The organism is Streptomyces qinglanensis, from assembly GCF_900111245.1.
In the GTDB taxonomy this organism is placed as follows: domain Bacteria; phylum Actinomycetota; class Actinomycetes; order Streptomycetales; family Streptomycetaceae; genus Streptomyces; species Streptomyces qinglanensis.
Genome location: NZ_FOGO01000001.1, coordinates 201,101 through 220,235, shown reverse-complemented (window position 1 = coordinate 220,235; position 19,135 = coordinate 201,101). Strand labels below are relative to the sequence as shown.

General features: G+C 73.4%; 17 protein-coding genes. 6 read left to right on the top strand and 11 right to left on the bottom strand.

What is annotated here, in order from left to right:
* Window positions 1-4: 4 nt before the first annotated feature.
* On the bottom strand, window positions 5-1,321 hold the full coding sequence (locus tag BMX65_RS00960) for a cation:proton antiporter (RefSeq protein ID WP_074998174.1): 1,317 nt from the start codon (window positions 1,319-1,321) through the stop codon (window positions 5-7).
* Between the two features lie 192 nt (window positions 1,322-1,513).
* Entirely contained in the window at window positions 1,514-2,038 is a 525-nt protein-coding gene (locus BMX65_RS00955; protein ID WP_074998173.1) for a hypothetical protein, read from the bottom strand.
* Between the two features lie 117 nt (window positions 2,039-2,155).
* On the opposite strand from BMX65_RS00955, the gene BMX65_RS00950 reads away from it, so the two are divergent.
* The gene (locus BMX65_RS00950; protein WP_074998172.1) at window positions 2,156-2,650 is read left to right on the top strand and encodes a MarR family winged helix-turn-helix transcriptional regulator; all 495 of its coding nucleotides are present in this window, start codon (window positions 2,156-2,158) and stop codon (window positions 2,648-2,650) included.
* 169 nt (window positions 2,651-2,819) lie between these two features.
* Window positions 2,820-3,746: an NADP-dependent oxidoreductase gene (locus BMX65_RS00945; protein ID WP_074998720.1), complete on the top strand. Its 927-nt coding sequence runs from the start codon at window positions 2,820-2,822 to the stop codon at window positions 3,744-3,746.
* Between the two features lie 93 nt (window positions 3,747-3,839).
* On the opposite strand, the gene BMX65_RS00940 is transcribed toward BMX65_RS00945, so the two are convergent.
* Entirely contained in the window at window positions 3,840-4,865 is a 1,026-nt protein-coding gene (locus BMX65_RS00940) for a methyltransferase (protein ID WP_074998171.1), read from the bottom strand.
* Between the two features lie 18 nt (window positions 4,866-4,883).
* Window positions 4,884-6,518 (bottom strand): FAD-dependent monooxygenase, encoded by a 1,635-nt coding sequence (locus tag BMX65_RS00935; protein WP_074998170.1) that lies wholly within the window; start codon window positions 6,516-6,518, stop codon window positions 4,884-4,886.
* A gap of 209 nt (window positions 6,519-6,727) precedes the next feature.
* Between BMX65_RS00935 and BMX65_RS00930 the strand changes: the two genes are divergently transcribed.
* The 4 genes from BMX65_RS00930 (at window position 6,728) to BMX65_RS00915 (ending at window position 11,280) form a co-directional block, all read left to right on the top strand.
* Window positions 6,728-7,744: a methyltransferase gene (locus BMX65_RS00930; RefSeq protein WP_074998169.1), complete on the top strand. Its 1,017-nt coding sequence runs from the start codon at window positions 6,728-6,730 to the stop codon at window positions 7,742-7,744.
* A 31-nt stretch (window positions 7,745-7,775) separates the two neighbouring features.
* Window positions 7,776-9,407, top strand: a complete 1,632-nt coding sequence (locus BMX65_RS00925; RefSeq protein ID WP_074998168.1) for an FAD-dependent monooxygenase — start codon at window positions 7,776-7,778, stop codon at window positions 9,405-9,407.
* Window positions 9,408-9,638: 231 nt separating this feature from the next.
* Complete coding sequence (locus BMX65_RS00920; protein ID WP_074998167.1) at window positions 9,639-10,061, top strand: hypothetical protein; 423 nt, start codon at window positions 9,639-9,641, stop codon at window positions 10,059-10,061.
* Window positions 10,062-10,092: 31 nt separating this feature from the next.
* Window positions 10,093-11,280, top strand: coding sequence for a glutathionylspermidine synthase family protein (locus tag BMX65_RS00915; RefSeq protein WP_074998166.1), 1,188 nt, complete (start codon window positions 10,093-10,095; stop codon window positions 11,278-11,280).
* A gap of 84 nt (window positions 11,281-11,364) precedes the next feature.
* Here BMX65_RS00915 and BMX65_RS00910 read toward each other — a convergent pair whose 3' ends face one another.
* The 7 genes from BMX65_RS00910 to BMX65_RS00880 form a co-directional block, all read right to left on the bottom strand.
* Complete coding sequence (locus tag BMX65_RS00910) at window positions 11,365-11,562, bottom strand: ferredoxin (protein ID WP_074998165.1); 198 nt, start codon at window positions 11,560-11,562, stop codon at window positions 11,365-11,367.
* A gap of 2 nt (window positions 11,563-11,564) precedes the next feature.
* On the bottom strand, window positions 11,565-12,764 hold the full coding sequence (locus tag BMX65_RS00905; RefSeq protein ID WP_074998164.1) for a cytochrome P450: 1,200 nt from the start codon (window positions 12,762-12,764) through the stop codon (window positions 11,565-11,567).
* A gap of 52 nt (window positions 12,765-12,816) precedes the next feature.
* Complete coding sequence (locus tag BMX65_RS00900) at window positions 12,817-13,488, bottom strand: TenA family protein (RefSeq protein ID WP_074998163.1); 672 nt, start codon at window positions 13,486-13,488, stop codon at window positions 12,817-12,819.
* Window positions 13,489-13,514: 26 nt separating this feature from the next.
* Window positions 13,515-15,371, bottom strand: a complete 1,857-nt coding sequence (gene asnB, locus BMX65_RS00895; RefSeq protein WP_074998162.1) for an asparagine synthase (glutamine-hydrolyzing) — start codon at window positions 15,369-15,371, stop codon at window positions 13,515-13,517.
* Window positions 15,359-16,555: a nucleotide disphospho-sugar-binding domain-containing protein gene (locus BMX65_RS00890; protein ID WP_074998161.1), complete on the bottom strand. Its 1,197-nt coding sequence runs from the start codon at window positions 16,553-16,555 to the stop codon at window positions 15,359-15,361. Before BMX65_RS00890 ends, asnB begins: the two co-directional genes overlap by 13 nt.
* A gap of 270 nt (window positions 16,556-16,825) precedes the next feature.
* Window positions 16,826-18,481 (bottom strand): multicopper oxidase family protein, encoded by a 1,656-nt coding sequence (locus BMX65_RS00885; protein WP_074998160.1) that lies wholly within the window; start codon window positions 18,479-18,481, stop codon window positions 16,826-16,828.
* Complete coding sequence (locus BMX65_RS00880; RefSeq protein ID WP_079171626.1) at window positions 18,478-18,993, bottom strand: hypothetical protein; 516 nt, start codon at window positions 18,991-18,993, stop codon at window positions 18,478-18,480. Before BMX65_RS00880 ends, BMX65_RS00885 begins: the two co-directional genes overlap by 4 nt.
* Between the last annotated feature and the right edge of the window lie 142 nt (window positions 18,994-19,135).

Sequence of the window (19,135 nt, the reverse complement as noted above, 5' to 3'; positions counted from 1 at the left end):
CGCCTCAGCCCTTCCGGGAGGCCGCTGGAAAGGTGCGGGTGCCCCGGGGGCGCTCGGCGGGGTGGTCGAAGTCGCCCAGCGCCGTCGGGCCGCCGCGGCGGCGGCCGAGCAGTCGCAGCAGCGGGCCTGTCATGGCGGTGGTGAGCAGGGCCATGACGACCAGCAGGCCGTACAGCTCGCGGTCCAGGACGCCCAGTTGCAGCCCCACGGTCAGGATGACGAGCTCCGTCAGGCCGCGGGTGTTCAGCAGTGCGGCCAGCAGCCCGCTCTGCACCGGTGGAACGCGGTTGAGCCGGGCGCCTGCGTAGGCGCCGGCGAACTTGCCGGTCACCGCGGTCAGCAGGATCAGCCCGAGTTCGCCCAGGTCGCGCACTCCGGTGCGGGAGAGGTCCACCTGGAGTCCGGCGACGACGAAGAAGGCCGGCAGCAGCAGAAGCCGGGTGAGGTACTCCAGCCGGTCGGTGAGCTGGAGGCGCAGGTGCCGGGAGGTGTCGCGGGGCAGCACGGCGCCGAACAGGAAGGCGCCGAAGACGAAGTGGGCACCCAGCCAGGCGGTGGCCAGGGAGGAGAGCAGCAGTCCGGCCAGGACCACGACGAGTTGGTCGGCGGTCACGTGGTCGCGTACCCACCCCTGCCAGCCGGCCCGGCGCGCGGTGCCGGGCCGGTGGAAGAGCCACCGCAGACCGGGCCGTACGACGAGCAGCATGAGGGCCAGATAGCCGGGCGCCAGCAGCATCCGCCACTGGCCGCCGCCGCCCGCGACGGTGGCGACGACCGCCAGCAGGGACCAGGCGAGGACGTCGTCGAGCGCGGCGCAGGCGAGCGCGATGCCGCCGATCCGGGTGCGCCCCAGTCCGCTGTCGGCGAGGATGCGGGCCAGCACGGGGAAGGCGGTGACCGCCATCGCGGCGCCGAGGAAGAGCACGAACGCGGCGCGGCCGCCGGTGGCGTGCCGGTCGGCGAGGTGCAGCGCCAGCAGCCCGCCCAGCAGCAGCGGCACCAGTACCGAGCACAGGGACACGGAGACCGCGAGGCGTCCGGTGCCGCGCAGCCGGGTCAGGTCCAACTCGTAGCCGACCATGAACATGAACAGCACCAGCCCCAGGTCCGCCAGTGCCGCGAGCAGGGGCCGGATGTCGGCCGGGAAGAGGAGGCGGGCCGCCGCGCCGTCGAACAGGGTGGGCCCCAGGAGCACCCCGGCGAGCAGTTCGCCCACCACCGGGGGCTGTCCGAGCCGGCGCGCCGCCGCGCCCAGCAGCCGGCCGAGCACCAGGACGGCGGCGAGCGCCGCGAAGAAGGACTGGACCTGCTCCGGAGTCATGCGGGCGCCCCCTGCGCGTGCCGGGCGGTACCGGGCGGTACCGGGCGATGCGGCCGGTCGTCCGGACGACCGGCCGCACCCGCCATGACCGGCAGGTTCCGGTGCCGGAGGGGCAGGCTACGGGCGCGTGCTCGAGGGCGGTTGGAGAGCTCGGGCCGGCGGGCTCGTCCGCGGCCCGCGCTGCTGCCCGGTCTACGGTGTCCCGTGCTCCTTGCCGGGGTCGGGCAGTACCGGTTCGGTGCCGTCCCGGTGCGCGGTGCGGGCGTCGTCGAGGAACTCGCGGGAGAACATCGCGCTGAGCGTGGCGACCCCGCCGCGGGCGACGCGGATCTCGCTGTGCTGGAGCGTTCCGGTGAGCCGTACGACGCGCCCGCTGTGCTCGGCGTGCCGTTCGCGGTCCTTGATCTTGCAGCGTCCGGCCAGGGCCAGCCCGGACTCCTGAAGGACGGCGTCCTCGGGGAGCAGGAGCTTGAGGGTGCTGCGCTCGCTGTGCAGCCGCAGCTCGATCTCCCCCGCGGGGATCTGGGCCGAGCGCAGGTCGAGGTGGACGGAGGCACGCCGGGTGCGCACCTCGATCGTGCGGGAGCGGGTCCAGTGGCCCAGCCGCTTCACGTCGGTGTAGAAGGCTTCGAGTGTCTCGACCTGCTCGGCGTGCTCGGCGTGCTCGGCCTGCCCGTCTTGACGGTCCGGTGTGTGCTCCGCGTGCTGGTTGCTCATCGCAGTGTTCCTTCCTGGAACCCGGGCAACAACCCGATGGTGGGAATACCTTGGGAACCGGTTATCTTGGAAGTCAAGGTAACCGGACGCCTTTATTTTGAGAGTCGAGATACTTGTATGTCAAGTGAATCGGATGTCCCGCCGCACGAGCCGAAGGAGAACGAGCTGCGGCAGCAGCTCGGCGCCGAGGTCCGCGCCCTGCAGGGCGCGACCGACGCGGTGGACGCCGCCGCTGCCGACCGGCTCGGCGTCAACCGCACCGACCTGCACTGCCTCGATGTCCTCACCCAGCGCGACAGCGCCACACCCAGCCAGTTGGGCACCGCGCTCGGGCTGACCACCGGCAGCGTCACCGCGATGCTCGACAGGCTGGCCCGGCTCGGCTACCTCACCCGCGAGCCGGACCCGCACGACCGCCGCAAGTCCGTCGTCCGCGCCACCCCGCGGACCCGGCGCGGCGCCGCCGACCTCTACGGTCCGCTCGCGCACGAGGGCGCGGCTCTCCTGGAGCGCTACTCGCTGCCGGAACTGGAGCTCCTGCTGGACTTCGCCCGGCGCAGCCGCGAACTCCAGGAGCGGCACCTGCGGCGGCTGCGGGACGAGGCCGGCTGAGCGCGACCGACGCGAGCAGACCGAGGCGAGCGCCGACGGGTCGGTGGGCATGGGAGGAGACGTGCCGGGAACGCGGGGCGGGGAGTCCTCCTCTCCCCTCCCGGCTCCCCTCCGAACTCCCCTCCCGACTGACCCCACGTCCCCCACGCACAGGAAGCAGGTGCTCGCCATGCCCGAGGCCATCGCCTTCGCCGCGTACGGCGGCCCCGAAGTGCTCCGGCCCACCGGTATCGACATCCCCGAACCGGATCCCGACCAGGTCCGCGTCGCCGTCCGGGCCGCGGGCGTCAACCCGCTGGACTGGAAGCTGCGCAGCGGCTCCATGGCCGCCGTCATGCCGGTGCCGCTGCCGCACATCCCCGGGTCGGAGTTCGCGGGCACCGTCGAGGCCGTGGGTGACGGCGTCAGCAGCCTGGAGCCGGGCGACGAGGTCTTCGGCCAGGCCCCGCACGCCTACGCCACGCTGCTCCTCGCCGACCTCGACAAGCTCCGGCTGCGCCCCGGCGACCTGGACGTGCACCGCGCCGCCGGGCTGCCTTCCGCCGCGGAGGCCGCCCACCGCGCACTGGAGGAACTGGGCGTCGCCGCGGGGGAGACCCTGCTCGTGCACGGCGCGGGCGGTGCCGTCGGCAACCTCGCCGTCCAGTTCGCGCTCGCCCGGGGCGCGCAAGTGGTCGGCACCGCGGCGGAGCGGGTCCACCAGCGGCTGAGCCGGCTGGGGGCCACCCCCGTCCGCTACGGCGAGGGCTGGCCGGAGCGGGTGGCCGCCGCCGCGCCGCACGGAGTGGACGCCGTACTGGACGTCTCCGGAGCCGACGTGCTGGGCGACTCCGTCCGGCTCGCCCGCGGCGGCGCAGCACGGGTGCTCACCCTCGCCTCCCCGCAGGCAGCGCAGGAGCACGGGGCCCGGTTCTCCGGCGGCGGGTCCGGACTCCAGCGCACCGGTGCCGCGCTCGACGAGGCACTGGCGCTGCTGCGGAACGGCACTCTGGAGGTGCCGCTCCACAGGCCCTTCCCGCTCGCCGAGGCGGCCGAGGCGCACCGGACAGGGGAAGCCGGCGGACTGGACGGCAAGCTGGTGCTCACCATGGAGTGATATCCGCCCAGCTCAGCTCCTGGATCCCCCTGTTGCGCACGCACGTCCGCCCGCCCCCGGAGCGGGGGCGGGCGGACGTGCGAGGACCGCGGGTCAGCCGCCCTTGTGGGCGATCACCAGGGTGACGTCGTGACCCAGCGAACGGTGCTCGACCCGGGCGAACCCCGCGTCGCGCATCCACCCCGTGCACTGCGCCAACGTGTATCCCTTCCCGTGCGGCGTCATCAACTGGAGGTTGAGGCTGCGCAGCAGATTGCGCAGATAGCTCTCCTCACCCGGGACGATCACCGGGTCCCACACCAGGAAGGCGCCACCGGGGCGCACTCCGGCGAAGGCGTTCTTCACCAACTGGGCGCGCTGGTCGTCGTTCCAGTCCACCAGCGCGTGCCCCAGCATCAGCACATCGGCCTCGGGCAGCGGCCCGGCGAAGAAGTCACCGCCGTGGAAGCCGAGCTTGCCGGTCGTCCCCAGCGCCGCCATGTGCGCGTCGAAGTCCTCCTCCAACTGCGGCAGGTCGAAGACCCGCGCCTCCAGATGCGGATGCGCGCCCACCAGACCGGCCAGCACATTGCCCCGGCAGCCGCCCAGCTCCAGCACCGAGCCGTAGGACGCCCAGTCGAAGACCTCCGCCAGCGCGGGGATCAGCGGCCTGCTGGCGTCCTCCGCCATCCGCACCAGCCCGTCCTTCTTCTCCTCACTGTCGTAGAGCTGATCGAACATGTCCTCGCCGGAATAGGTCGCCGCCTGCGGCTCCTCGCTGCGCAGCCCCTCGGCCAGCCGGTCCCACGCCGGATACATCACCCGGTCGGCGAGCTGCAGGAACCCGCTGAGCGACGCCGGGTCGCCGGGCACCAGCAACTGCCCCGACACCCGGGTGTTGGCCCACGCGCCGTCCGCCGTGCGCTCCAGGAAGCCGAGTTCGGCCAGCGCCGCCAGAAAGTGGTCGCAGCCGCGCCGGCCCAGCCCCAGCCGCTCGCGCAGCCGCTCCTCCGGCAGCGGCCCCTCGGCCAGCGCCGCGAACAGCCCCAGCCGCACCCCGGCCAGCACCAGCTTCGCCGGCTGGAAGGCCATGGCCTGGCCGAGCACCTGCCCGGCCCGGGCCGTCACCCCGTCAGTCATCGGCCCGCTCCGCCCCGGTCACGAGGCCGCCGCCGAGGCGCGCGCCAGCACGTCGTCGAGCACCGCGTCCGGGTCCGCCACAGCCGAGGTGCCCTCAGCCGAGCGCCAGGCCACGAACGCGTCCGGCCGCACCAGCACGGCACCGCCCGGCCCCACCCCGTAGGCGGCCGCCCAGTCGCGGTCCTCGGGCCGCAGCTCCTCCTCCGGGCCCACCGCGTGGGTGCGCAGCGGCACGCCCAGCCGCTCGGCGGCCTTGACCGCGGCCTTCGCCCAGGCACCGCCGTCCGGGCCGTGCAGCAGGACGAAGCCGTCCCAGAACAGGTCGATGGAGGAGATCCGCTCAGCGCCCTCAGCGCCCGCAGTGCCCGCACGCGTCAGCCACACATGCGGCGCGCGGGTGCCCGGCTCGCCTGTCAGCTCCAGGTCGGGGGTGAGCACCTTGGAGCCCTCGGCGCCGACGACGGACGCGGAACGGTACCGGTAGCCGAGCGTGATGATCACGTCGTCGACGAAGTCCTTCCGGTCCTGCTCGGTGGCGTAGCCGTGCCGGATCCGGTTGCGCACCAGGGCCTGCTCGGACATGGCGGTGCCCAGCGGACGGCGCTCCGCGTCGTAGGTGTCCAGCAGCGCGTCGGTGCCCCAGCCGTCGTGCACGGCCGCCAGCTTCCAGGACAGGTTGTGCGCGTCGTGGATGCCGGTGTTGGCCCCGAAGCCGCCCGCGGGCGGGTGCACATGCGCGGCGTCGCCCGCCAGGAAGACCCGGCCCACGCGGAAGGTCTCGGAGACGAGCTGAGCACCCTGCCAGGGCACCTTGTCCATGATCTCGACGTCGATGTCCTTGCCGGCCGCGCGGCGGACGATCTCCACGCAGCGCTCGTCGGTGTAGTCGTCCGGTGTCTCGCCCTTCTCCGGGTAGTAGATGGGCGCCGCCAGCCACGGATCGCAGCCGTGCAGCCGCGAGAGGCCCATCAGCGAGCCCCCGGCCGAGGCGTAGCACAGGATGAACTTGCGGTCCTTGAGCAGCGTCTCCAGCTCCGGCGCCCGGAAGTAGATGCTCAGCGCGTTGAAGACGGTCCCGCGGCCGGTCCGCTCGACGCCCAGCGCCTTGCGGACGCGGCTGCCCGCACCGTCGGCGCCGACCAGGTAGTCGGCGCGGATGGTGATCCGGTTCCCCGTCGCGGCCTCCTCGGCCACGGCGGTGACGCCCTCCTCGTCGGCCTCGAAGGAGACCAGCCTGGTGTTGAACCGGACATCGGCGCCGTACTCCCGGGCCTTGGCGACCAGCACCTTCTCGTACCGGTCCTGCCCGCAGCCCATCACCCGCTCCGGGCTGACCGTCGGGCCGTCCAGCGACGGGGACTCCAGCAGTTCCGCGTTGTCGATGTCGGAGAAGGTGTCGACCTTGATGATCCCGCCCTCGAAGTAGGCGTGCGAGTTCCCCTTCTCCAGGGCGCGGATCTCCTTCCCGAGCCCCGCGGCGCGGAACAGCTCCATGGTGCGGGCCTGCAGGCCCGGGGCGCGGGGGAGCATGGAGGTGCTGTCCCGCTTCTCCAGCAGCATCGTGCGGACGCCGCGCCGCCCGCTGAACAGCGCGGTGGAGAGCCCGACGGGACCACCGCCGACGATCAGCACCGGGATCTTCACGTCATACATGCATGTCCCCTCTGAACAACTGGGCTTGGCCGGTTTCGGCACCCCTGATGAGTAGCCACGGCCCCTTGAGGGCGACTGGAGATCCGGCGGGGGCGCACGGCCCCGGCGCCGTCCCCACCGCGGTTCGAGGGGCACTCAACTTCGCGGTGTGACCCTCCCGGAGCGGCCCTGGCGCCAGGCCATGTGCCGTTTCGGAAGGAGTCCTGCGCATGACGCACACCAGCCTGGATGTCAGCACCCCGGCCGGAATCATCCGGCTGAGCAACGCGTTCTGCGACGCGAAGGCGCTGCTGACCGCTGTCGAACTGGGTCTGTTCACCACCCTCGACCAGAAGGGCCCCGCGACCGAGGAGGAGATCCGCAAGGAGCTGGGTCTGCACGGCCGCGGACTGGGCGACTGGCTCAACCTGCTGGCGGCGCTGGGCCTGCTCACTCGCGAGGAGGGCGGCAGGTTCGGCAACGCGGAGGGCGCCGGCACCTACCTGGTGCGCGGCAGCAACCGCTACGTGGGCGGCTTCCTGGAGCGCTCCAACCGCAACCTCTACCCCGCCTGGGGCAAGCTCACCGAGGCGCTGCGCACCGGTGAGCAGCAGTCGGGCAGCGACTTCGAGGAGGTCACCCGCAACCCGCACATCCTGCGGCAGTTCGTCGGCATGATGGACGCGCTCACCCACGTCGTCGGCCCCGAACTGGTGGGCAAGTTCGACTGGAGCGGCCACGACTCCGTGCTCGACATCGGCGGCGCACGCGGCAACCTGTGCTCCATCATCGTCAAGGCGCAGCCGCACCTCGCCGGGCACGTCTTCGACCTGCCGCCGATGGAGCCGCTGTTCGAGGAGCACGTCGCCTCCTACGGGCTGACCGGCAAGGTCACCTTCCACGGCGGCAGCTTCTTCACCGACCCGCTGCCCAGCGCCGACGTGGTCACCCTCGGGCATGTGCTGCACGACTGGGACGAGCAGCAGCGCGGCGAACTGGTCACCAAGGCATTCCACGCCGTCAACCCCGGGGGCGCGCTGCTGATCTACGACCGGATGCTCGACGACCAGCCCGACCACGTCGAGAACCTCGTCATCAGCCTCGACATGCTGCTGGTCACCGACGGCGGCTCCGAGTACCCGGTCTCCGAGGCCGTCGCGCACGCCGAGCGCGCCGGGTTCGCCTCCACCGAGGTGCTGCCGCTGAGCGACTACGACACGCTCGTGATCTGCCGCAAGGCCGCCTGAGCGGGCCCGTCCGAGAGAGGAGTCCGTACCCATGAGCGCTAACCAGCAGGCCCCGCAGCAGGTTCCGGTACTGATCGTCGGAGGGGCGGTGACAGGGCTGTCCACCGCGGTCTTCCTCGGCTGGCACGGCATCCGCTCGCTCGTCGTCGAGCGCCACCCCGACACGCTGAGCCACCCGCGCTCGCGCGGCGTCAACCCGCGGACCGTCGAGCTCTACCGGCAGGTCGGGCTGGAGGGGCCCATCTGGTCCGAGGCCAGCCTCGCCACCGACTTCAGCAAGCTGCTGATGATCCGGGCCGAGACCCTCGCGGGCCCCGAGATGTTCAGCGGCCCCACCGACCAGCCCGACCCCACCGGCGGCGTCAGCCCCTGCGAGTGGGCCCCCATCGACCAGGACCGGCTCGAGCACCTGCTGCGCGGCCGCGCCGCCGAACTCGGTGCCGAACTGGCCTTCGGCACCGAACTGGTGTCCTTCGAGGAGAGCGGCGAGGGCGAGCACGCCGGAGTCACCGCCGTGCTCCGGGACACCGCCAGCGGCGAGGAGCGCACCGTGCGCGCCGGCTACCTCGTCGCCGCCGACGGCAGCCGCAGCCCCGTCCGGCGCGAGCTGGGCATCGAGACGGACGGACCCGGCGAGTTCGCCACCACCCTCTCGGTGCTCTTCGAGGCGGACCTCAGCCGGGCGGCCCGGGGCCGCGACGTCGGCGTCTGCTACCTCGACAAACCCGCGCCCTCCACCATCCTGTTCGCGCACGACGGCAAACAGCGGTGGATCTTCGCCACCGCCATGCCCGAGGGCGAGACACTGGAGACGGTCACCGAGGAGCAGGCGGTCGAACTCGTCCGCGCGGCCATCGGCCAGCCCGACCTGGACGTGCGCATCGTCCCGCAGCTCCCGGCCGGCGGCGCCAAGTGGCTGAGCTTCATCATCGGCGCCCAGGTCGCCCGCGAGTACCGGCGCGGCCGGGTCTTCCTCGTCGGCGACGCCGCCCATCTGGTGCCGCCCACCGGCGGGTTCGGCGCCAGCCTCGGCATCCAGGACGCCGGCAACCTGGCCTGGAAGCTGGCCGCCGTGCTGGACGGCGAGTCCGGGCCCGAACTGCTGGACACCTACCAGACCGAGCGCCACCCGGTGGCCTGGATGACCCTCCAGCAGGCCCTCGGGATGATGCAGGAGCGCACCGGCCCGGACGGCGACGGCGAAGGGGAGGGCCCGGACCCCGCCGAGGCGTACAGCACCACCGTCTTCGGCTACCGGTACGGGGACGGCCCGCCGGTGCCGCCGCACGCGCTGCGCGGCGAGCCCGGCACCCGCGCCCCGCACATCGAGCTGGACCGGGCCGGGGAGGACATCTCCACCCTGGACCTGTACGGACGGGCGCCGGTGCTGCTGACCGCGGAGGGCGGCCAGGCATGGGTGGAGGCGGCCGCGGCCGTGTCCGCGGAGACCGGCGTGCGGATCGACGCCCACCGGGTGGGCGGCCCGGGAGCCACCCTGACCGCGGCGGACGGCCGGGCCGTGGCCGAGCAGCACGGCATCGCCGCCGACGGCGCCGTCCTCGTCCGCCCGGACGGGTTCGTCGCCTGGCGCTCCGAGGGCGCCGCCGCCGACCCGGCGGTGGCCCTGCGGACGGCGGTGCGGGAGCTGTACCCGCCGCGCTGACCCGGCCCGCGGCAGCGGGACGCGCACCGGGCCCGGCGGCCCTCCGGCCGCCGGGCCCGTTCGCGTGCCCCGACGGGCCGCCGGAGCACGCGAAACGGAGGAATCGCGCGGACCCGGCCCTTCCGCCGGGGCCCGCCGCGGCACCGCACCCCACCCACTAGGGTGTGCGCTGCAGTTCGAATCTCGACTCGCATTCAGGCATTCAGGCATTCAGTTGTTCAGGGGGACCGCATGACCAGCACGCCGGAGCCGGCGCACAGCGACCGGGAAGCCCGGGGACGGCGGCGCAGGCTGCGCTCCTCGACCGTGGTGCTCGGCAGCATGGGCGCCCTGGCCGTCGCCCTGTCCGGATACTCCTCGGAGCCGGACCGGCGGTGCGTGGACCCCGACAGCTACGACGCGGTGCGCGGCTACCGCATCCTGCCCCCGAGCCAGTGCGGCACCCAGGGCGCGCACACCGCCGCCCTCCCCGCCGCCCGGACCGCCGGGCAGCAGACCGAGAGCGCGGGCAGCGTCTGGTACTACGGCGGCCGGGAGGACGAAGGCCGCGCCACGGGCGGCACCTTCGTCCACGCGGCCGCCGTCGAGCGGGCCGGCTTCGGCTGCGACGACGACGATGACGGCTACGGCACCGGCGGCGGGTACGGCGGCTGAGGCGGCGGCGCGGACGAGAGGAGAAGGCCGCGTGGAACGCCACACCCTCACCCCACGCCCCGGCTGGCAGGAGACCGTCGAGGAGCAGGGCTGCATCTACCCGCTGACCCGGTACCCGGACGGCTCGCTGCGTCCCTACTGGGACGAGAGCGCCTACTACGCCCTCACCCTGCCCGAGGTGGAGGGCCTCGAGGAGGTCGTGGAGGAGCTGCACGCCATGTGCCTGCAGGCCGCGGAGCACATCGTGGCCGCCGGCCGGTTCGCGGACCTGGGCCTCACCGACCCGGCCCTGGTGCGCCGGGTGTCCGAGAGCTGGCGGCGGCGCGCCGAACTGCCCAGCCTCTACGGCAGGTTCGACCTCCGCTACGACGGGCGCGGCGGGCCGGCGAAACTGCTGGAGTACAACGCGGACACCCCCACCTCGCTGGTGGAGGCGGCGTCCCCGCAGTGGTTCTGGATGGAGGACCGCTTCCCCGGCGCCGACCAGTGGAACTCGCTGCACGAGCGGCTGGTCGGCGTATGGCGCAAGCAGGCCGCGCTGCTGCCGCCGGGCGCTCCCGTGCACTTCGCCCACTCGGCCCGGGACGAGCTGGGCGAGGACCTGATGACGGTGGCCTACCTCCAGGAGACCGCCGAGCAGGCCGGGCTGGAGACCGTCGCGATACCGGTGGAGGAGATCGGCTGGGACCGGCTCTCGGGCCGGTTCGTCGACCAGCGGCTGAAGTTCGTGCGGGCCTGCTTCAAGCTCTACCCGTGGGAGTGGCTGGCCTCCGACCGGTTCGGTCCGCACGTGCTGGAGACCCTCGACAACGGCGGCGGCACCGGCAGCACGCTGTGGATCGAACCGGCGTGGAAGATGCTGCTGTCCAACAAGGCGCTGCTGGCGATCCTGTGGGAGCTCTTCCCCGGCCACCCCCATCTGCTGCCCGCCTATCTGGACGGGCCCCGGGAGCTGGCCGGGACGACCGGGTGGGCGGCCAAGCCGCTGCTGGGCCGCGAGGGCGCGGGCGTCACACTTCACGAGCCGGGCCAGGAGCCGTCGGTGCGCGACGAGCCGTGCTGCTACCAGGCGCTGTGCCCGCTGCCGGAGTTCGACGGCAACCGCACGGTGCTGGGCACCTGGGTGGTGGACGGGGAGGCCGCGGGCCTGGGCATCCGCGAGTCGGCCGGCCCGGTCACCGACGAGTACGCACGGTTCCTGCCGCACCTCATCCGCTAGCCGCGGGTCCCTGACCGTCGGCCCGCCGCGGAGCGGCCGGTCCCGGTGCGCGCGGGGAGGCGGGCGCCGGGACCGGTCCGGGGGTCACTCCTCGGTGACGTGGATGGACTTCGTCGGGCAGCCGCGGGCCGCCCGGCGGACCTCCTCGTGCAGATCCCCGTCCGGCGTCTCGTCCAGGACGACGACCAGGCCGTCCTCGTCCTGGTCGAAGACACCGGGCAGCCGGTACACGCACAGGCTGCTGACCGCACACGTCTCCGGGTTCGCGGTCACGCGGAGCATCCTCACCACTCCACGGGGATCTCGGTGAAGCCCTCCATGAACCCGCCCAGCGCCCGCGGCAGCTCCTCGGCCGGGGCCGCGAGCCTGATGTCGGGGAAGCGGCGCAGCAGTGACTCGGTGGCCACCTGCAGCTCCATCCGCGCCAGCGCGGCGCCCACGCAGTAGTGGATGCCCGCACCGAACGTCATGTGGTGGTTCTCCTGGCGGCGGATGTCCAGCTCGAAGGGCTTGTCGAAGACCTCGGGGTCCATGTTGGCCCCCTCCTCCGACAGCAGCACGCTGGTGCCCTTCTTGATGACCGAACCGTCCGAGAGGGGGATGTCCTCGACGGCGTACCGCATGGTGCCCACCGAGGAGCCCATGATCTGGGTGCGCAGCAGCTCCTCCACCGTGGAGGGCACCAGCGACCAGTCCGCCTGGATCTCGCGCACCAGCTCCGGGTGGTGCAGCAGCACGGCCGTGCCGGTGCCGATCTGGCTGGCCGTGGTGACGTATCCGGCGATCAGCAGCCCCTGGCACCAGAAGTGCAGCTCGTGGTCGTTGAGCCGGTTGTCCTCCTCGTCGCGGACCCGGATCAGTTCGCTCACCAGGTCGTCACCGGGCTTCTCGCGCTTGGCGTCGATCAGGTCGCCCAGGTACTTCCACAGGTTCTGCCGGCACTGCCCGACCTCCTCGGGCGGCAGCTTGGTGACCGACAGGAAGCCGTCGACGTACTCGCGGAACTGGTCGCGGTCCTCGGCCGGCACGCCCAGCAGCTTGCAGATCACCATGATCGGCAGCGGGAACGCCAGCGCCTCGTTCAGCTCCACCGGGCGCGGCCCGGCCGCCATCTCGTCCAGCAGCTCGTCGGCGACACGCTGCACATACGGCCGCAGCGCCTCGATCCGGCGGGCGGTGAACGCCTTGGTCACCAGCGAGCGCACCTGGGTGTGCTTGGGCGGGTCCGGGTCGATCTCCGGGTCCATGAACAGGTCGTTGTCCGCGGAGATGCGTGCGCAGTCGGGGCGCGCGATGTTGCGCGAGAGACGCTTGTCCGCGAACAGGGCGCGCACGTCCTTGTAGCGGGTCACGAGCGTCGCCACGTCCCCGCTCGGCAGCGTCACCTCCATCGCGGAGCTGCTGTGCACATGCCGCAGCGCTTCGGGCACCTGCATGGGCGGGGTCCAGGCGAACGGATACCTGGGCGGGGTCTGAGTGCTCACGGTTGTCCCTTCGGGTTGCGGTGATCAGGTGGGGGAGGCGGAAGCGGGCCGGTCACACCGGCCACTCGGGGCGGTCCCAGGCGGCCTCGGCGAACGCCCACTCGTGCCGGATGCCGGTGCGGAAGTGCGCGACCAGCCGGTCGCGTCCGGCCGGCGACGACGTCTCGCCCAGCTCGTCGGCCAGCCCCAGGAAGGCCCGCACCGCGTAGCCGTATCCCGGACCGGGGTGGTACGCCTCGATCCACTCCGCGTACCGGGACCCGGCGGTGTGCCGCTCCAGCAGGTCGTCGGAGACCCGGAAGTTGAACCACACCATCGGCAGCAGCGCCCCCACCCCGGCGGTGAAGGAGGCGGCGCTGGAGGCGTTGAAGAACGCGCAGTGCGCGTGGGTGACCGGACTCGCCTGCGGCGTACCGGCGGCCGCGGGCAGCCCCGCACCCTCCGCCCACTCGGCGTACTTCTGCCGCAGCCGGTCCCGCGCCTCCAGCGTCCCGGTGACCGAGCGGCCCAGCAGCGCGGTGTGCGCGTCCGCCTCGGCGGCGGCAGCGGTGCGCGCCAGCGCCCGTGCGTAGGCGGGCAGCAGATGCCCGGTGTCCTGTTCCACGAAGTACGCCAGTGACTCGCCCGGCAGGGAGCCGTCCCGCAGCCCCGACCAGAACGGGTGGGCCTGCACCTTCTCCAGCACCGGCGCGGCCAGCTCCTTGAGCTGATCGCTCAGCAGCATCGATTCTCGCCCCTCTCCGTTCGCTCTCACAGATCCAGCCGGACGCGGTAGTGGCGCAGCCACGCGTCGAGCTGGAGGACCATCTCGACGTTGCGGCGCTCGCCCCACCCGTCGACCGCGATCGGCCGGTCCTCGGCAGCCAGCTCCGCGCAGGCGGGGCCGTCCAGCAGCGGCCGCACCGGGCTGGCCGGGTCGGCGACGACCGCGTCGAAGCGCTGCCGCAGCACCTGCCCGTAGCGCGGGTCCTGGGTGATCGGGAAGGGACTCTTGCGGCGCTGGGTCACCGAGTCGGGCAGCAGATCGGCGACGGCCGAGCGCAGCACGCTCTTCTCGCGGCCGTCGGCCGTCTTCATCGCCCAGGGGATGTTGTAGACGTACTCGACCAGCCGGTGGTCGCAGTAGGGCACCCGCAGCTCCAGGCCGACCGCCATGCTCAGCCGGTCGTCGCGGGAGAGCAGCAGCGGCAGCCAGCGGGTGAGATGCGCGTGCCCGACCCGCCGCATCACCCGCTCGGTCTCCGACTCGCCCGGCACCGCGGGCACCTCGGCCACCGTCTCCGCCCAGCGCTGCGCCGAGTAGCCCGGCACGTCGATCTTGCGCAGCAGGCCCGGGTCCAGCAGCCCGGTGCTCATCCCGTGCGGCGCCACCCGCAGGCCCATCGTCACCCAGGGGAAGTTCGCGGTGTCCACCAGCGTCGGGTCGCGGAAGGACTGGTAACCGCCGAACAGTTCGTCGGCGACCTCGCCCATCAGCGCCACCGTGGAGCGCTGCCGCACCGCGCGCAGCAGCAGATACAGCGAACGGTCCATGTCCGGGATCGGCCGGGGCAGGTCCTGGGCCCGCAGCGCCGCCGCGTCGACGACCTGGTCGGCCAGGTCCGCGGTGCGCAGCACCACCGGTTCGTGGTCGGTTCCCACGTGCCGGGCGACCTCGGCCGCGTAGGGCGCGTCCGGGTCCTCGTGCCAGAAGTCCTTGCGGAACCGCTCCGTGTGCCCTTCGAAGTCCACCGCGAAGGTGCGCGGCCGCCCGCCCCCGGCACGGGCGGCGAACGCCGCCAGTGCGCTGGAGTCCACCCCGCCCGACAGCAGGGTGCACAGCGGGACGTCCGAGACCAGATGGCTGCCGACCGCGTCCTGCAGCAGCCCGCGTACCGTCTCGACGGTCTGCTCCAGCGTGTCGGGGTGTTCGCGGTCGGGCAGCGACCAGTAGCGCGACTCGGTCAGCACGGCACCGCCGGCGCCCTGCTTGAGGAGCGCCGCGTGCCCGGCGGGCAGCTCCCGGATCCCCCGGTAGACGGCGTGCCCCGGAGTCGCGATGTAGGCCAGCAGCTCGGCCAGTCCCTCCGCGTCCACCACGCACTCCAGCGACGGGTGGGCCAGCAGCGCCTTGGGCTCGGAGCCGAAGAGCAGTCCGTCCGCGGTCCGCGCGTAGTACAGCGGCTTGATCCCCAGCCGGTCGCGGGCCAGCAGCAGTTGCCTGCGGCGCGGATCCCACACGGCGAACGCGAACATGCCGTCCAGCCGCTCCACGCACTCCGCACCCCACTCCAGGTAGGCGCGCAGCACCACCTCGGTGTCCCCGGCCGTACGGAACCGGTGGCCCAGAGCCGTCAACCGGGAACGCAGCTCGCGGTAGTTGTAGATCTCGCCGTTGTGGACGAGTACGGCCAGGGTGCGCCCGTCGTGCTCGGCGGTCATCGGCTGGACGGAGTCGTCCACATCGATGACGGCGAGCCTGCGGTGCCCCAGCGCGGCGTCCGCGTCGGTCCACACCGCCTCGTCGTCCGGCCCGCGGTTGGCTAGGGTGGCGGCCATCGACCGTACGACGCTGCCCTCCTCGCGCATCTCCCGCGTGAAGTCGATCCAGCCCGCTATGCCGCACATGCGACCACCCGCTCCTCCAGCTCGCCGACCAGCGACGCGGGCGCGGGCTGCGCCAGCATCCCGTCCCGCAATGCCCGTGCCGCCTCGCGCCGCCCGGCGCCCCGCTCGGGGTCCAGCAGCCCGGCCGCCGCGTCCCGGAGCGCCTCCGGGTCCGCCTCGTCCCGGGTGAGGACCTCACCCGCACCGGCCGCCAGCACCCGGGCGGCGTGCCCGGCATGGTCCGGCAACTGCGGCACCAGCAGCAGCGGCACGCCCGCGCGCAGACCGGTCAGCACCGTCCCGGCCCCGCCGTGCGCCACCACCAGGTCCGCGCCGCCGAGCACCGTGTGCAGGGGCGCGTCCGTGAGCACCCGCACGCCGTCCGGCAGCTCGCCCAGCAGCGGCCGCTGCGCCGCAGTGACCGCCAGCACGGTCTCGGTACCCGGCAGCGCGGCGAGCGCTCGCGCGGCGTGCCCGGCCAAGAACAGCGCCGGGTCCAGCCGCGCCATCGTGTGCCCCCAGGTCACCACGGCCCGCCGGACCCCGCGTACCGGTGGCGGCAGCGGCGGATCGGGCGGCGTGCCCGGACCGTTGAACGGCACGTACCGCATGGGCAGCCGCGGGTGCCCGGCCGGGTCCGGCGCCTGGAACCCCGGCGGACACGGGTCGATCGTGACGGCGCCGAACGGGTCGTAGCCCTCCGGGTCCACGCCCACCCGCTCGGCCAGCGGGGCCAGCGCCTCCGGCAGCAGCGGGCGGGCCCGCGCCATCAGATCGGCGCCGTACAGCAGCCGTACCGCGGGAATCCCGGCAGCGGCGGCGGCCAGTGGACCGGCCAGCGCCGTCGGTTCGGACACCACCACATCGGCCCGCCAGCGCCGGGCCGTCTCGGCGGTGCCCTCGATCATCGAGTCGGCGTGCGCGGTGAACATCCGCAGCGCCCGCGGCCCCTTCCCGGCGCGCGGTGCCCGCCGGTCGGCCGTGGGGTCGTCCTCGCTGGGCAGCACATAGCCGCGCACCATGCCGACCCCGTCGACGTCCTTGCCGACAGCGGCACCCGGCAGCCCGGTCCGCTCGATGAGGGGCAGCAGCTCCGGCTGGCTGACGACCAGCACCTCGTGCCCCGCGCTGCGGCAGGCCCAGGCCAGTGGCACCAGCGCGTACAGATGAGAGGGCCAGGCCCAGGTCGTGAACAGTACCCGCATCGCAGCCCCAACCCTTTCCGCCGCCAACCTTGACGCGGCCGACGGTGCCGGAGGGGGCTAGGGGGCGGGTCGCCGCTCGCTCGAGGCGCCGCGGTGCCAGGTGCAGCGCGCGGTCCCGGGGTCCGCGGGCGCTTCGGTGCGCAGGCAGGGGGAGCGGGGGAGCGGGCAGCCGGAAGCCCTCGGGGCCGCCCGCGCACGCGAGCGGCCCCGAGGGCTTCCGGCCGGTCGCCGGCCGGGTGGAGCGGCACCGGATCCGGGGCCCGGCGCCGGTCACACGATGCGGAAGTCCGCCATCATGGCCATGTCCTCGTGCTCCAGGTTGTGGCAGTGCAGCATGTACATCCCGCGGTATCCGGCGAACCGGATGAGGACGTCGACGACTTCGAACGGCCGCACGTCCACCGTGTCCTTCCAGCCCGCGTCCGAGTCCAGCGGCGTCTTGCCGCTGCGCGAGAGCACCTGGAAGTGGGCCAGATGGACATGGACCGGATGGTGGAAGTCGCTGGTGAAGCGCCAGCGTTCCACGGTGTCCAGCCGGGGCGAGGCCAGCGGCGAACCGGGGTCGTACGGCTTCCCGTTGACGGTCCACATCCGCATGCCGTGCACCTGCTTCTGCCGGAAGTCGAACTGCCGGTCGACGACCGCCTGCCCGGCCTTCAGCCGCTGCACGTCCGCCAGCCGCCGCGGCACCCGGGGAGCGCCCGCGCCCCGCTTCGCCCGCCGCGTCACCCGGAACCGCATCACGTCGCGGGTGCGCCCGTGCCCCAGCGTGTTGACCAGCCGCACCTCCGAGCCCATCGGGAAGGCCGCGAAGTCGATGACGACGTCGAACCGTTCGGCGGGCGAGACCGGCAGCTCCTCGTGCTCGCGCGGCGCGCCCAGCAGCCCGCCGTCACTGCCGACCTGGACGAACGCGGCGCCCTCCCGCGGCCCCGGATCCAGCGCGAGCCGGAAGCGGCGCGCGTTGGAGGCGTTGAGGATGCGGAAGCGGTACCGCTCGGCGCTGACCTCCAGCTCCGGCCAGGGCACGCCGTTGACGAGGACGACATCGCCCGTCACCCCCTCCATGTACTGCTCGCGCACCCCGGGCTTCCCCGCGAGCGAGGGGTCGAGCGACGGGTAGCGGAACGAGCCGTCCTCCTCGAAGGCCCGGTCGCAGATCATCAGCGGGATGTCCCGGGAGTCCTCGGGCAGTGGCAGCCCGCTCTCCTCGTCGTCGTGCACCAGGAACATCCCGGCCAGGCCGCGCCACACCTGCGGGGCGCTGAAGTCCATCCGGTGGTCGTGGTACCACAGCGTGGTCGCCCGCTGCTTCAGCGGATAGACGTACTCCTTGTGCCCGCGCGAGATCGTCCACTCCGACGGCTTCACCATCTTCGAACCGCTGTACTCGCCCTTCCCGGCCTCCTCGGGGTGCCGCGGATCGGGGAAGCCGGAGGGCAGCACCAGATCGGTGGGATGCCCGTCGGACTCCGGCCGCTGCACCCCGCCGTGCAGATGGGTGGAGGTCGGCATCTCCAGTGCGTTGCGCACCCGCAGCCGCAGTTCGCGCTCCGACTCGCCGACGAAGGTGGGGCCCGGGAACCGCCCGTCGTAGCCCCACACCTCGGTCTTGAGGCCCGGCAGGATCTCCAGCCGGGCGGCGCGCTGCTCCACCTCGTACACCGCGGCACCACCCCGGGTGCGCACCGGCTCGGCCACCGGCGGCACCGGCAGCGGCACCTGGAAGGGCTCGGGCAGCGGTGCGGTGCTGCGCAGCAGTTCGCCGGAGATCCCGTCACCGGCCCGCGGCGCCCCGCAGCCCGCGGCCCCGCCCAGCGCCGCGGCGGCGCCCGCTCCGGTGGCCAGCGCCAGCAGCCGCCGCCGTGCCGGACCGCGGCCCGGCACGGAGGGCCCGCCGCCGCTGCCCTCGTGCGGCGCGCTCATCCCCGCCTCCCGCGGCCCGGCCGGTAGGCGTACGCCCAGTGGACGAGCGCGGTACCGGCGGAGACGAGGAACACGCCCATCGGGATGTGCAGCTCCAGCTCCCGCGCGTACCCCCAGCCCACCTGCATCGAGATGACGAAGCTCAGCAGCAGCGCGAGCACCGCAGGCCACAGTGGGCCGCGTCCGGGCCGCCACACCAGGACGGCCGCCAGCACCAGCACCCAGCCGGTGAAGGTGATGGTGTGGGAATTGATCTCGTGCAGTTCGAGCAGGTCCACGTCGCCGCTGATGAACATGCCCGCCAGCACCGGCTGCACCAGCAGCAGGAGGAGGAAGAGCGTCACCACCGCGCGCAGCAGCACGATCGGCCAGCGGCGCACCCGGGGCCCGGCGGCTCCGCCGGCGGAGCCGTCCGGACCGGGCGCGGGGGAGGGGGGCGGGGCCGGTCCCGGGGCGGGCCCGCGAGCAGCGTCCGGGGCGCCGGCGAGGCTCCCGTCGGGATTGTGTGCCATGGCGTGATCTCTCCGGGGTCGGGGTCTGGCCCGAGGAATCCGAGGTCGGGGTCTGGCCCGAGCGTAGGCAGACGCCCCTCGAGCAGGACTTGAGCCGCCGTCTCCCCGCGGCTCCCGGGCACCCTTCCGGCTGCTGCCGGAC

What these genes read in the sequence shown, in the direction of transcription:
- BMX65_RS00945 (WP_074998720.1), top strand. Translation starts at nt 2,820, where the DNA reads ATGCCCGAGGCCATCGCCTTCGCCGCGTACGGCGGCCCCGAAGTGCTC.
- BMX65_RS00950 (WP_074998172.1), top strand. Translation starts at nt 2,156, where the DNA reads ATGTCAAGTGAATCGGATGTCCCGCCGCACGAGCCGAAGGAGAACGAG.
- BMX65_RS00925 (WP_074998168.1), top strand. Translation starts at nt 7,776, where the DNA reads ATGAGCGCTAACCAGCAGGCCCCGCAGCAGGTTCCGGTACTGATCGTC.
- BMX65_RS00920 (WP_074998167.1), top strand. Translation starts at nt 9,639, where the DNA reads ATGACCAGCACGCCGGAGCCGGCGCACAGCGACCGGGAAGCCCGGGGA.
- BMX65_RS00910 (WP_074998165.1), bottom strand. Translation starts at nt 11,562, where the DNA reads ATGCTCCGCGTGACCGCGAACCCGGAGACGTGTGCGGTCAGCAGCCTG.
- BMX65_RS00960 (WP_074998174.1), bottom strand. Translation starts at nt 1,321, where the DNA reads ATGACTCCGGAGCAGGTCCAGTCCTTCTTCGCGGCGCTCGCCGCCGTC.
- BMX65_RS00900 (WP_074998163.1), bottom strand. Translation starts at nt 13,488, where the DNA reads ATGCTGCTGAGCGATCAGCTCAAGGAGCTGGCCGCGCCGGTGCTGGAG.
- BMX65_RS00930 (WP_074998169.1), top strand. Translation starts at nt 6,728, where the DNA reads ATGACGCACACCAGCCTGGATGTCAGCACCCCGGCCGGAATCATCCGG.
- asnB (WP_074998162.1), bottom strand. Translation starts at nt 15,371, where the DNA reads ATGTGCGGCATAGCGGGCTGGATCGACTTCACGCGGGAGATGCGCGAG.
- BMX65_RS00955 (WP_074998173.1), bottom strand. Translation starts at nt 2,038, where the DNA reads ATGAGCAACCAGCACGCGGAGCACACACCGGACCGTCAAGACGGGCAG.
- BMX65_RS00940 (WP_074998171.1), bottom strand. Translation starts at nt 4,865, where the DNA reads ATGACTGACGGGGTGACGGCCCGGGCCGGGCAGGTGCTCGGCCAGGCC.
- BMX65_RS00890 (WP_074998161.1), bottom strand. Translation starts at nt 16,555, where the DNA reads ATGCGGGTACTGTTCACGACCTGGGCCTGGCCCTCTCATCTGTACGCG.
- BMX65_RS00880 (WP_079171626.1), bottom strand. Translation starts at nt 18,993, where the DNA reads ATGGCACACAATCCCGACGGGAGCCTCGCCGGCGCCCCGGACGCTGCT.
- BMX65_RS00885 (WP_074998160.1), bottom strand. Translation starts at nt 18,481, where the DNA reads ATGAGCGCGCCGCACGAGGGCAGCGGCGGCGGGCCCTCCGTGCCGGGC.
- BMX65_RS00935 (WP_074998170.1), bottom strand. Translation starts at nt 6,518, where the DNA reads ATGTATGACGTGAAGATCCCGGTGCTGATCGTCGGCGGTGGTCCCGTC.